13 protein-coding genes are annotated in these 12660 nt (G+C 63.1%); 10 read left to right on the top strand and 3 right to left on the bottom strand.

The window, feature by feature from the left end; all coding sequences use genetic code 11:
• The first annotated feature begins 11 nt into the window (after positions 1-11).
• The 7 genes from LZK81_RS28360 to LZK81_RS28330 all read left to right on the top strand — a co-directional run bounded on the left by LZK81_RS28360 (position 12) and on the right by LZK81_RS28330 (position 8227).
• Positions 12-875 carry a p-hydroxycinnamoyl CoA hydratase/lyase gene (locus LZK81_RS28360; protein ID WP_046605993.1) on the top strand — a complete coding sequence of 288 codons (864 nt, stop codon included), beginning with the start codon at positions 12-14 and terminating at the stop codon, positions 873-875.
• A gap of 12 nt (positions 876-887) precedes the next feature.
• Entirely contained in the window at positions 888-3029 is a 2142-nt protein-coding gene (locus tag LZK81_RS28355; protein ID WP_233957336.1) for an acetate--CoA ligase family protein, read from the top strand.
• Between the two features lie 48 nt (positions 3030-3077).
• Positions 3078-4523 (top strand): NAD-dependent succinate-semialdehyde dehydrogenase, encoded by a 1446-nt coding sequence (locus LZK81_RS28350; RefSeq protein WP_233957335.1) that lies wholly within the window; start codon positions 3078-3080, stop codon positions 4521-4523.
• Positions 4524-4548: 25 nt separating this feature from the next.
• The gene (locus LZK81_RS28345; protein ID WP_233957334.1) at positions 4549-5391 is read left to right on the top strand and encodes a p-hydroxycinnamoyl CoA hydratase/lyase; all 843 of its coding nucleotides are present in this window, start codon (positions 4549-4551) and stop codon (positions 5389-5391) included.
• Positions 5392-5627: 236 nt separating this feature from the next.
• On the top strand, positions 5628-6785 hold the full coding sequence (locus LZK81_RS28340) for an acyl-CoA dehydrogenase family protein (RefSeq protein WP_233957333.1): 1158 nt from the start codon (positions 5628-5630) through the stop codon (positions 6783-6785).
• An 11-nt stretch (positions 6786-6796) separates the two neighbouring features.
• Positions 6797-7999: an acyl-CoA dehydrogenase family protein gene (locus tag LZK81_RS28335; protein ID WP_233957332.1), complete on the top strand. Its 1203-nt coding sequence runs from the start codon at positions 6797-6799 to the stop codon at positions 7997-7999.
• Positions 8000-8068: 69 nt separating this feature from the next.
• Positions 8069-8227, top strand: coding sequence for a YqaE/Pmp3 family membrane protein (locus LZK81_RS28330; protein WP_046605997.1), 159 nt, complete (start codon positions 8069-8071; stop codon positions 8225-8227).
• 48 nt (positions 8228-8275) lie between these two features.
• On the opposite strand, the gene LZK81_RS28325 is transcribed toward LZK81_RS28330, so the two are convergent.
• Complete coding sequence (locus LZK81_RS28325; protein WP_007771449.1) at positions 8276-8512, bottom strand: hypothetical protein; 237 nt, start codon at positions 8510-8512, stop codon at positions 8276-8278.
• A 335-nt stretch (positions 8513-8847) separates the two neighbouring features.
• On the opposite strand from LZK81_RS28325, the gene LZK81_RS28320 reads away from it, so the two are divergent.
• The 3 genes from LZK81_RS28320 (at position 8848) to LZK81_RS28310 (ending at position 11043) form a co-directional block, all read left to right on the top strand.
• Positions 8848-9633: a DUF1194 domain-containing protein gene (locus LZK81_RS28320; RefSeq protein WP_233957331.1), complete on the top strand. Its 786-nt coding sequence runs from the start codon at positions 8848-8850 to the stop codon at positions 9631-9633.
• Between the two features lie 89 nt (positions 9634-9722).
• On the top strand, positions 9723-10619 hold the full coding sequence (locus tag LZK81_RS28315; RefSeq protein ID WP_233957330.1) for a TIGR02587 family membrane protein: 897 nt from the start codon (positions 9723-9725) through the stop codon (positions 10617-10619).
• A gap of 13 nt (positions 10620-10632) precedes the next feature.
• Complete coding sequence (locus tag LZK81_RS28310) at positions 10633-11043, top strand: TIGR02588 family protein (protein ID WP_233957329.1); 411 nt, start codon at positions 10633-10635, stop codon at positions 11041-11043.
• Between the two features lie 34 nt (positions 11044-11077).
• Here LZK81_RS28310 and LZK81_RS28305 read toward each other — a convergent pair whose 3' ends face one another.
• On the bottom strand, positions 11078-11785 hold the full coding sequence (locus tag LZK81_RS28305) for a phosphatase PAP2 family protein (protein WP_233957328.1): 708 nt from the start codon (positions 11783-11785) through the stop codon (positions 11078-11080).
• A gap of 19 nt (positions 11786-11804) precedes the next feature.
• Positions 11805-12632, bottom strand: coding sequence for a DUF1206 domain-containing protein (locus tag LZK81_RS28300; RefSeq protein WP_233957327.1), 828 nt, complete (start codon positions 12630-12632; stop codon positions 11805-11807).
• Positions 12633-12660 lie beyond the last annotated feature (28 nt).

Here is a 12660-nt window from a genome sequence, read left to right as displayed (position 1 = left end):
GAGAATTTGCTATGGAAAACCAGACCGAATCCGCTGCCGCCGGCCAGAACAATGGCAAGTGGGGCGAATATGTTACCGTGGATTTCGACGAGGGCATCGCCTGGGTGACGCTCAACCGTCCAAAGCAGCGCAATGCCATCAACCCGGGCATCGTCTGGGAAATGAACGCGATCATGGACGCGCTGGAAGAAGACGACCGTTGCAAGGTGATGGTCGTCACCGGCGCGGGCGAATCTTTCTCGGCCGGCATGGACCTCAAGGAATATTTCCGCGCTACCGACAAGGTGCCGCCGATCCAGCGCGAACGCCTGTTCCGGGCGAACGCCGCATGGCAGTGGCGTCGGATGATGTATTTCCCGAAGCCGACCATCTCCATGGTCAACGGCTGGTGTTTCGGCGGCGCCTTCCAGTTCCTGGTCGGCTGCGACCTGGCCATCGCCTCGGAAGACGCGATCTTCGGCCTTTCTGAAATCAACTGGGGCATCATCCCGGCCGGTATCGTCACCAAGTCGGTGCTGGAGACGATGAGCTTTCGCGACGCGATGTATTACATCATGACCGGGGAAACCTTCACCGGCCGGCAGGCTGCCGAAATGAAGCTGGTCAACAAGGCCGTTTCGCCGGAAGAACTGAAGGCCGAGACCCGCAAGCTCGCCATGACGCTGATCGGCAAGAACCCCTTCGTGCTGCGCCAGGCCAAGACTGCCTGCCGTTTCACCCGCGATCTCACCTGGGAACAGGCTGGTGAATATCTGATGGCGAAGTCCGATCAGACGGAACTCCGCGACCCGGAAAACGGCCGCAATACCGGCATGAGTCAATTCCTGGACGAGAAATCCTTCCGCCCGGGCCTCGGTGCCTACCGTCGCGACTAAGAAGTGGCTCCCATGGCTGATACGATGACCACCGCTCCCAAGACGCTCGATCCGGCCAAGCCGTTCGATCTTGACCGTCTGCTGCGCCCACGATCGATCGCGATCGTGGGCGCGTCGCCGGATCCCGCTTCGATCGGCGGCGGCGTGCTCGCCAATCTCGAACTCTTCAAATATGCCGGCGACTTGCATCTCGTCAGCCGTTCGCGCGACGAGATCAACGGCCGCCCCTGCGTGAAGACCATCGGCGACCTTCCTGATGGCATCGACGTGGTGATCCTCATCGTGCCCCAGGTGGCGATCAAGGACTCGGTTCTTGCCTGCGTCGAGCGGGATGTGGCGGGCGTCATCGTCTACTCTTCCGGTTTTGCCGAAGCCGGCGAGGAAGGCCGCCGGCAGCAGGATGAGCTTACCGAGATCTGCCGTAAGGCGGGCATGGCGATGCTCGGACCCAACTGCATGGGCTATACCAACTATGTCGACGGCATTCCGCTGACTTTCGAGCCGGTTGACCTTCGAGGCGTCGGCGAGCGCTCCAGAGTCGCGATCGTCGCCCAGAGCGGCGCGACGGCGGCCAATATCCGCTTCGCCATGCATTCCCGCGAAATCGCGGTTTCCTATGTGATCGCCACCGGCAACGAGGCGGTGATCGCCGCCGAGGACCTGGTCGGCTGGCTGATCGAGGACAAGGACAACGCCGTCGTCGCGGTCTATGTCGAACAGGTCAAAAACTCCCAAAAGTTCCTCACCGTCGCGCGGCGCGCCCGCGAGCTCGGCAAGCCGATCGTGATGCTGCATCCGGGCTCAAGCGAGCGCGGCAAGCAGGCGGCGCAATCGCATACCGGCGCGCTTGCCGGCGACCATGCGCTGATGCAGACGGCCGTGCGCAACGAGGCCGTCGCGCTGGTCGAGACGACCGACGAACTGTTCGACGTCACCGCGATCCTGGCGCGTTATCCGTCGCCGCCGCCGGGCGAGGCGGGCATCGTCACCAATTCCGGCGCCATCCGCGGCCTCTGCTTCGATTTCTGCGAACGCGTCAGCCTGCCGATCGCGACGCTGTCGGACGAGGTGCATGCCGAGCTTGCAACGCAAGTGCCGCCTTACGTCCATGTCGACAACCCGTTCGACATCGGCACGACCGGCTTCTCCAATCCCGGTATTTTCGGCACGTCCACGGCGGCTATGCTGAAGGATCCGAATGTGGGCATCGTCTTCCTGTCGCACGCGGGCGGCTCGCGGCCGATGCAGATCAAGAAGTCGGACGCCATCATCCCAGTCGCCGCGACCGCGACAAAGCCGGTCATCCTCAACATCGTCGGCGACGACTATCCGCTCGACCCGACCTTCATGAAGGCGGTGCGCGACAGCGGCATTCCGTTCTTCCGCTCGCCGGAACGCGCCATGCGCGCCATGGCGGTGGTGATGAATTATGCGGCGGCCCTCGCCGCCACGAAGGACCGGGCGCCGGAAGGCGCACGGATCGCCAAACTGCCACCCCCCGGCCTCGTGGTTGAGTATGAAGGAAAGCGGATCCTTACCGACCTCGGCATCCACATCCCGAAGGGCGCCTTGGCCAAATCCGCCGACGAAGCCGCGAAGATCGCAACCGATATCGGTTATCCGGTCGTCATGAAGGCGCAGGCAGCCGAGCTTGCTCACAAGAGCGATGTAGGGGGCGTCATCGTCAATATCGCCGACGAGCCGGCGCTGCGGGCGGCGCATGAAAAGATGTATGCCAGCATTGCCAGGCACAAGCCGGGCCTTAAGCTCGACGGCGTGCTGATCGAGGGCATGGCGCGCCAGGGCCTCGAAATGGTGGTCGGCGCCAAGCGCGATCCGCAATGGGGTCCGGTCGTGCTGGTCGGCCTCGGCGGCGTCTGGATCGAGGCTCTCGCCGATGCCCGCCTGCTGCCGGCCGATATCAGCCGCGAGCGGGCAATCGCCGAGATCCGCAAGTTGAAGGCTTCGAAGCTGCTCGGGGCCTTCCGTGGCCAGCCGGCCCGCGATGTCGAGGCCATCGCCGACGTGGTCGTCAAGCTCGGCGCGCTGATGCGCTCGCAGCCTCAGATCGTCGAAGTCGATATCAACCCGCTCGTTGTCTACGGCGAGGGGGACGGGGCTTTGGCTCTCGACGCGCTATTCGTGGTGCGCTGAGAGCTTCGGCTCCTGCAGTTTTTTAAGGTCGCCGCGAGGGAGGATACCGTGACGCAGACCCAGTCCTATGGTGAATTGAAGCTGTTTGTGGATGGCGAGTGGCTCGGTGCAGAAGGCCGGGTGACGGAAGACGTCATCAATCCGGCCACCGGCGAGCCGATCGGCGCTCTGCCGCATGCGACCGCGGCGGACCTTGAGCGAGCCGTGGCCGCCGCCACCCGTGAATTCAAGGCCTGGAAGGCAACGACCGCCTTCGATCGCGCCAAGATCATCCGCAAGGCAGCCGACATCCTGCGCGAACGGGCGAACGAAATCGGCCGGCGCATGGTGCTCGACCAGGGCAAGCCGCTCGCCGAGGCGATCCCTGAAGTCCATATCTCGGCCGACATTCTCGACTGGACCGCCGACGAGGGCCGCCGCACCTATGGCCGCATCGTGCCCTCGCGCGTGCCCGGCGCCCGCTGGATGGTCACCAGGGAGCCGGTCGGCCCGGTCGCCGGCTTCACGCCCTGGAATTTCCCGGGCGTCATCCCGGCCCGCAAGATCTCGGCCGCACTCGCGACCGGCTGCACCATGGTCATCAAGCCCTCGGAAGAGACGCCGTCGACCGTGCTCGAAATCGCTCGCGCACTGCAGGATGCCGGCCTGCCGAACGGCGTGCTGAACGTTGTGCACGGCAAGCCGGCGGACGTCTCCGAACACCTGATCGCCTCGGACGGCATCCGCAAGATCACCTTCACCGGCTCCACCACGGTGGGCCAGCATCTCGCTGTTCTCGCCGCGCAAGCAGGCGTCAAGCGCGCCACGATGGAACTTGGCGGCCACGCCCCCGTGCTGATCTTCGAAGATGCCGATATCGACCATGCCATCCGCGTCATGGTGCATGCGAAATACCGCAATGCCGGGCAGGTCTGCATCTCGCCGACCCGGTTCTACGTGCATGACAGCGTCCACGACAAGTTCGTCGACGGCTTTGCCAAGGCGGCGTCCGCTTTGAAGGTCGGCGACGGCCTCGATCCGTCGAGCCAGATGGGACCGCTTGCCAACAGCCGTCGCGTGCCGGCGATGGAGCGTATGGTCGCCGATGCCGTCCAGCGCGGCGCCAAGGTGAAGGCCGGCGGCGAGCGCGGCAGCAATCGCGGTTATTTCTTTCAGCCGACGGTTCTCTCCGACGTGCCGCAGGATGCGATCATCATGAATGACGAGCCGTTCGGCCCGGTCGCCGTCACTGCCCGCTTCACCTCCTTTGACGAGGTGATCGAGCAGGCGAACCGGCTGCCCTACGGGCTTGCCTCCTATGCCTTCACCCGGTCGAGCCAGACCGCGGCGATGGTCAGCGACGCGATCGAGGCCGGCATGGTCGGCATCAACAACAACTTCATCTCGATGGCCGAAACGCCGTTCGGCGGCGTCAAGCAGAGCGGTTACGGCTCCGAAGGCGGCACCGAGGGCATGGACGCCTATCTCGTTACCAAAATGACCAGCCTGTCATAAGGTCCCGGACCTTTAGGAGAACATGATGACCATTGAAGCAAGCGATCTGGGCGGAGAGAACGTCAAGGTTGAATTCGAAGACGGCATTGCCTGGGTAAAGCTGAACCGCCCGGACAAGCGCAACGCCATGAGCGTCGGCCTTGCCGAAGACATGATCCGGGTGCTCGACGCGCTTGAAATCGACGACCGCGCCGGCGTCGTCATCCTCACCGGCGAGGGCGACGCCTTCTCAGCCGGCATGGACCTCAAGGACTTCTTCCGCGCCACCGACGGTGTGTCGGACGTCAAGCGCATGCGGGCCTACCGCTCGACCCGCGCCTGGCAATGGCGCCTGCTGATGCACTACGCCAAGCCGACCATCGCCATGGTCAACGGCTGGTGTTTTGGCGGGGCCTTCACGCCGTTGATCTGCTGCGATCTGGCGATCGCCTCGGAAGATGCGGTGTTCGGCCTTTCGGAAATCAACTGGGGCGTCATCCCCGGCGGCGTCGTCTCCAAGGCGATCTCGACACTGATGAACGACCGTAAGGCGATGTACTACGTCATGACCGGCGAAAAGTTCGGCGGCAAGATGGCCGAACAACTCGGCCTGGTGAACGAGGCGGTGCCGGCCGACAAGCTGCGGGAGCGCACCGTCGAGATCGCCCGCGTGCTCCTCGAAAAGAACCCGACCGTGCTCCGCCAGGCCCGCATGGCCTATAAATACGTGCGCGAGATGACTTGGGAAGAGTCGGCCGAATACCTCACCGCCAAGGCCGACCAGACGACGTTCGTCGACCCGGAAAAGGGCCGCGAAAAGGGACTGTCGCAGTTCCTGGATACGAAGACCTACCGGCCGGGGCATGGGGCGTATAAGCGCGAGGAGTGAGGGCTTCTGTGCGCCAGACGCACAAAGCTGATGGAGGCGTGGAGCGGCGCGGCAAGCCGATCTCCCCCTTGAGGGGGAGATGCCCGGCAGGGCAGAGGGGGTGCCGCGGCACGCTCTTCGGCAGTTGAGTTCGCGGCGCCACCCCCCTCTGTCACCTCCGGTGACATCTCCCCCTCAAGGGGGAGATTCGGGAGTTTGCCGCGCCGTCTCACTTCATCTAATCGCGAGAAGCGACCATGGACCTGAACTATTCGGACGAGCAGCTTCTGTTAAAGGAAAGCGCAGAACGTTTCCTCAAGGAACGCTATGACTTCGAGAAGCGCAACAAGATCATCGCATCGGAAACGGGCGTCGATGCCGCGATCTGGTCGGAGATGGCCGATCTCGGCTGGCTTGCGCTGCCATTCGCAGAAGAGAACGGCGGGCTTGGTGGCGGTCCGGTGGAAATCTCGCTGACCATGGAAGCGGTCGGCTGGGCGCTGGTGGTCGAGCCCTATCTCTCGTCCGTCATCCTCGCCGGCGGGCTGGTCGAAAAGCTTGGCTCCGAAGAACAGAGAGCTGAAATCCTCGGTGGCCTGATCGCCGGCACGTCGCGCCCGGCGCTGGCGCATACGGAGCGCCAGACCGGTTTCGACCTCGACAATATTGCCGCAACCGCCACGAAGAGTGTGGATGGCTACACCATCTCCGGTGAGAAGCCGCTGGTTCCCGGCGGCTCCTTCGCGGATGTCTTTCTGGTCTCGGCCACGCTCGACGGGACAGTAAAATTGTTTGTTGTACCTGCGGATTCTGCCGGCCTGACCTCGACCCAAGTGAAACTCGTCGATGGCAGCCGTGCCAGCGATCTCGTTCTCGACAACGTCCCGGTGCTCGCCTCGGCGCTGCTCGGTGCCGCGGCAGATACGCTCGCCGAAATCGAAGCGGCTTACGACCGCGCCAATGCGGCGCTCGCCTCGGAAGCGGTCGGCATCATGGATGCGCTGATGGATGCGACCGTTGCCTATACCAAGGAGCGCGTGCAGTTCGGCAAGCCGCTCGCCGCCTTCCAGGCCCTGCAGCACCGCATGGCCGAGATGGCGGTGAAATGCCAGGAGGCCCGCGGCTCCGCACTGCTCGCGACGCTTTCCGTCGATGCGCCGCGCCCGATGCGCATCCGCGGCGTTTCCGGCGCCCGTGCCAAGATCGGCAAGGTCTCCCGCTCCGTCGCACAGGAGGCGATCCAGTTGCATGGCGCGATGGGCTTTTCGGAAGAGATGCCGATCGGCGCCTGGTTCCGCCGGCTCTACGCGATCGAAAACACGTTTGGCACCACCGCGGACCACCTGAAGCGCTATGGCGAGATCATCCGCGATCCTGCCATGCTCTCCGGCAGCCTGTTGCGCGAGCCCGTCTGAGGAGATTATCCATGGATCTGTTGATGACGGAAGAAGAGGTCCGCTTCCGCAACGAGGTTAGAACCTTCTTGGACACTCATCTGGACGAGGGCCTGAAGCGCGCCGAGCGGCTGAATCCCAGCTTCCTCGCAGACCCCGCCGTCGGCCTCAAATGGCAGGCGAAGCTCAACGACAAGGGCTGGGTCGCCCCGTCCTGGCCGAGGCAATATGGCGGCACCGGCTGGACGCTCGCCGAGCGCTACATTTTCGACCAGGAATGCGAACGCGCCGGCGAGCCGCATTTCCGCGGCGCCTCGATCAAGATGATCGCCCCGGTCATCATGCGCTACGGCAACGAGGCGCAGAAGAGTTTCTACCTGCCGCGCATCCTGAATGGCGAGGATGTCTGGGCGCAGGGCTATTCCGAACCCGGCTCCGGCTCCGACCTCGCATCGCTGAAGACCAGGGCGGTGCTCGACGGCGACCAATACATCGTCAACGGCTCAAAGATCTGGTCGACGCTGGCGCATCACGCCACGCGGATGTTCGCGCTGGTGCGCACTGCCGATACGGGCAAGAAGCAGGAAGGCATCACCTTCATCCTGATCGACCTGAAATCGCCCGGCGTCACCATCCGGCCGATCCGCTCGATCTGCGGCACGCACGAGTTCAACCAGGTCTTCTTCGACGACGTGAAAGTGCCGGTCTCCGACCGCATCGGCGAGGAGGGCGAGGGCTGGGACATCGCAAAGTACCTGCTCGAATTCGAGCGGGGCGGCGCCTTCGCGGGCGGCATGCTGCGCGCCATGCTGGCGCGCCTCCAACGGCTCGCCTCGGAACCACTGCCCGGCGGGCGAAAAATGATCGACGATCCGCTATTCATGGCGCGCTTCGCCGAGATCGCCACGGATGTCGACGCCAATGACATGCTGGAGCTTTCGGCCATGTCCAAGGTCCAGGCGGGTGGCAATCCGGGGTCGGTGCCGTCCTCGACGATGAAGATCGAGCGCAGCCGCATCCGCCAGTCGATCGCCGAACTCGCCGCCTCGATCCTCGGCACGGATGCGCTGCGCTGGGAAGAGCACCGGCCGCTGCACGAACTGCCGGAGGGAAGTGAGATCGACGAAGAGTGCAAGGTTGCCTCCGCCGTCTATTTCAATTCCCGCTCCCAGAGCATTTTCGGCGGCAGCAACGAGATTCAGCTGGAGATCATCGCGAAGACGCTGCTGCGGTGAACGTCTTCTGAAACCATATCCCCCTCCAGCGCGTTACCAGCCGGACCTTATCAACCCGGAGAACGCCCGTTGGATATCATCCGCATTCTGCTCGCCTTCATCCTGCCGCCGCTCGGCGTGTTCCTGCAGGTGGGGCTCGGCCTGCATTTCTGGCTGAATATCCTGCTCACCCTCTGCGGCTGGCTTCCCGGCATCGTGCATGCGCTGTGGGTGATCCTCAAGAAATAACCGGATCGAACCCGCGTCGCCTCTGAAAGAAGCAGCCGGGTCCGGGGGCTAGGCAGCGATATCGGCGATTTCGCCCGACTGCCAGAGAATGCGTGGATCGGACATGTCGCCGCTTTCCATATCGACCTGAACCGAATAGGCCGCGACCCCGACGAAACGGTCGGCCATGGCGCGGGCGATCTTCTCTGCCGAAGCGGCGTTCGACGCCACGCGCATCTCACCAGGCGTCACGTTGCCCCGGACTTTCTTGAACGGCAGCACGATGAATTTTTCTGACCTGGACATGGCGTTTCCTTCTTTGCGCCACTCTGTCGATATGCGTGCTGCGAAGTCAACAGCGGCCATCGGAAATCGCCCTGTCCCTCAATTTGACACGAGTTTGCGCCGCCGGGATAATGGCTCCGTTCCAGCGGGTCCGGTTTGACGGGAGGGAGACTCGGGTCTTCTATCGGCTCGAAGGCGAAAAGCTGAAGGCGCTGGCCGGTCGGGAGTGGCTATTCCTTGCTGCGGAATAAAGTCCCATCACCGAAAGTTGAAGCCAGGCTCGCGGAGGAGAGTCGCCCACGGTCGCCTCTGTGTTACAGTTTTAAGAAATCGATAACGCAGTGATTGGATTGGCAATGCTTACAACACTCGCGATGCTCATGAGCCTTTCCGCCGCTGCCACCGCCCCTATGGTCGCGCAGCAAAAGGGAGGTGAAGTCGATGTGGAACTGGTCCTCGCGGTCGATACGTCCCGCTCGATGGACTACGAGGAAGTCCGCGTCCAGCGCGAGGGATATCTCGAGGCGCTCAAGCACAAGGAATTCATCGACGCGGTGAAGACCGGGCTGACCGGCCGCATCGCCATCAGCTATTTCGAATGGGCCGGCGACGTGGTGCCGGATTCGATCATCGACTGGACAGTCATCGAAAACGAGCAGGACGCGATCAATTTCGCCGCCAAGCTCGAGGCCCGGCCCATCAATACCCAGCGCCGCACTTCGATTTCCGCCGCGATCACCCAGGGCGCAACGATGATCGTCGCCAATTCCTATCGTGGCATGCGTCAGGTGATCGACATTTCCGGCGACGGGCCGAACAATTCCGGCAATCCGGTCGTGCCGGTCCGTGGGAAGGCGCTGGAAGCCGGCATCATCATCAACGGCCTGGCGATCATGCTGAGGCCCTCCGGCGCGCCGGGCGGGCTCGACAAATATTACGGCGACTGCGTCATCGGCGGCCCCGGCTCCTTCGTCCTGCCGGTTCACAAGATCGAGGATTTCGCCGTTGCCGTGCGCCGCAAGCTGGTCCTGGAGATCAGTGGCCTCACGCCGCCGGCAACCGTGCAGAAGGTCGCCACTAACCAGCCTTCCAGCGACTGCCTGGTCGGCGAGAAGCAATGGCAGGATCTGTTCGATCGGTGATGCCTTGTCCCGCGTTCTCGTCCGGGCGGAACATTTGATCCGATTTCAGAGTTTCTTTCCGCTTATCGCAAGAGGGAAAGGAGCCGGCATTGAACGGGGCCAGGGCGGAACGGGGCAATGACGTAGGCGAAAGCCGGGATTTCCTGATCGGCCTCGGACGTGGCGCGGCCGGCGCCATGCTGTTCGGTATCCCGATGTTAATGACCATGGAGCTCTGGCAGCTCGGGTTCTATATCGAACGCTGGCGCCTGTTCCTGTTGCTGATCGCCAATATCCCGCTTCTCATATTGCTCGCCCACCGGATCGGTTTCGAACGCACGTCCACCGCGGCGGAAGCCTGTCGCGACGCCACCATCGCCTATGGCCTCGGCATTATCATAGCCGCAGCGGTCCTCATCATGCTCGGCGATATCAAGCCCCACATGCCGCTTTCCGAAATGCTCGGCAAGATCGCCATACAGTCCGTGCCGGCAAGCATCGGCGCGCTGCTTGGCCGTTCCCAGCTCGGCGGACAGTCCGGGAATGATGAACACGAGGACGACCGGGAGGAGGATGAGGGGCAAGGCGGTGGCGCGGTGCCCGACGAAATTTCCACCAGCTACAGCCGCGAACTCTTTCTGATGGCAGTCGGCGCCCTCTTTCTAAACCTCAACGTCGCTCCGACGGAGGAAATCATCCTGATCGCCTACAAGATGACGCCCTGGCACGCGCTCGTCACCATCGGCCTGTCGATCGCCATCATGCACGGGTTCGTCTATGCGGTCGCCTTCAAAGGCACTCATGAAATTTCGAACGAAACGCCGTGGTGGCACGCCTTCTTCCGCTTCACTTTGCCAGGCTACATGGTCGCCATGCTGATCAGCCTCTACGTGCTTTGGACCTTCGGCCGGCTCGACGATACGGCGCCGACGCAGATGCTGATGTCGGCGATCGTCCTGAGTTTCCCCGGCGCAATCGGGGCCGCCGCCGCCCGCCTCATCCTGTAACGAGTGACCCTCGATGACAACCACAGCCAACAAGCGCCACACCGAAGTCAAGGAGCCACACTGGATCGAATGGGCGACCGGCGCGGTTTCGGCGCTCGTCGTTGTCGCCACCATCTCCTGGGTCGCCTACCAGGCATGGACGCAGGACGACATGCAACCGGAATTCTCAATCGCCATCACGGAGAGGCGCCAGACCGAAGGCGGCTACCGTGTCGCCTTCGATATCGCCAACAAGGCGACGGCGACGGCTGCTGCCGTTACCGTACGAGGCGAGATTCTGGATGGCGGCAACATCGTCGAGGACGCAGACGTCACCTTCGACTACGTGCCGGCGCAATCCAAATCCTCCGGCGCCGTCCTGTTTTCTCAGGATCCGGGGGCTCGCGAGGTGCGGGTCCGGGCGGTCGGGTATATCGATCCGTGAGGGATTGCGGAAATCACCCCGGCAAGTCGCCGGATTACTCCGGCGCCACGGAGATGTAGCGTCTGGCAATCATCCAGCACGCCAGTGCCCAGGTCGCGCCGGCGCACCAGCCGCCAAGGACGTCGGTCGGGTAGTGGACGCCGAGATAGACACGGCTGAAACCGATGATGAATGTCAGGACGATCGCCGCGCCGATCAGGAAGATCCGCGTCGAGCGGTAGGGTTGGGCGCGCGACAGCAGCGCTCCGAGCGTCAGATAGGTGACGGCCGACAGCATTGCGTGGCCGCTTGGAAAACTGAGATCGCTGACTTCGACCAGATGCGGCACGATATCCGGCCTCGGACGTGCCACGCCGAGCTTCAGCAACGAACTCAAAAGCCAGCCGCCGGCGATCGACAGGAACATGAAGAGCGCGATCGCCTTTTGCCGCGACAGCAGGAGGAAGGCCGTTCCCATCACGGTCATCAGGGTCAGCACGGTGACGCCGCCGAGCGCCGTGATGTCTCCCATGGCATGATTGAGCCAATAGGGTCCGAGCGGCGTCGCAAGATCTGTGGCGTTGCGCAGGGCCAGAAGAATCTTCTCGTCGAAGGCATGGGTCTCGCCTTCCAGAACCTCGTCGGTCAACCGGAAGAAGACGAAAAGCCCGCCTGCCAGAAAGGCGACCATCATCAAGCCGATCGGCTCGAAAGTCATGACCCTTTCGACCACTCTGCGTGTCACGCGCTGATGGAATGCCATTCAAACTCCTTGCTCAATTTCAGTTCACGGCCGACCGCATCGCGCGGAGCGGCCGATCCATCGAAGGCGGCTGCACGATCCTGTACCGGGCCTCGATCAATCCATAGAGGCCGAAGGCGAAAAGTCCGATTGCCGCCATTCCATAGAGGATAGCTCCGAACGGAAGCTGGCGCACCCACGCGAGCGCATCCGCCAGGCCGCCGGCCTGGTTCGGATCGACAGCGAAGGCGGCATAGATGAAGAACCCGCCGATAATGAGGAATATGACGCCCCGCGCCAGCAGGCCGTAGGCACAGATGCCATTGAGGACAGCTCGCTGTTCGAATCCGCTTTCGAAAAAGCGAAGATATCCACGTTTGAAGCCCTTGGCCGCCTGGGCGCAGCCGGCACCGATGATCGCAAGGCCGACGCCTGCGACAAGATAGCGACCGAACGGCTGCTGCATCAGCCAGGCGGTCCAGCTTTCGCGGGCTCCGGACGATCCCGCGCCGAAGCCGAGATGCAGGGCCTGCCCGACCGCGTAGAAGGCGAGACCGGTATAGGTGGCGGCGCTGACGAGAAGACCCGCCCTGACCAGATACCCTTTCGCATTGTTCTGATGCCGGTCGGTGTTGAGGATCGATTGCGCCACTCGCCAGAGGATGAAGCCGATCAGGCCCATGCCGATCACGCCGAGCCAGATTTGTCCGAAAGGCTGTTCCAATACGATCTGCAGCGCGGAATTGGAATCGGGCTCTCCACCGCCGAGGGTCGAGAGCGACGCCATGCCGGCGATCAGGACGTATACGGCCCCCCTGGCCGCATACCCGGACCTCGCCAGCCATTCCAGTTTCCTGTCCTTGTCCATTCCGATCTCCTCGAAAGATCGACAGGAA

Source organism: Neorhizobium galegae (genome assembly GCF_021391675.1).
GTDB classification, from domain to species: Bacteria; Pseudomonadota; Alphaproteobacteria; order Rhizobiales; family Rhizobiaceae; genus Neorhizobium; species Neorhizobium galegae_B.
Note: the sequence above shows the minus strand (reverse complement) of the source record. Positions and strands in the feature narration are given on the sequence as shown.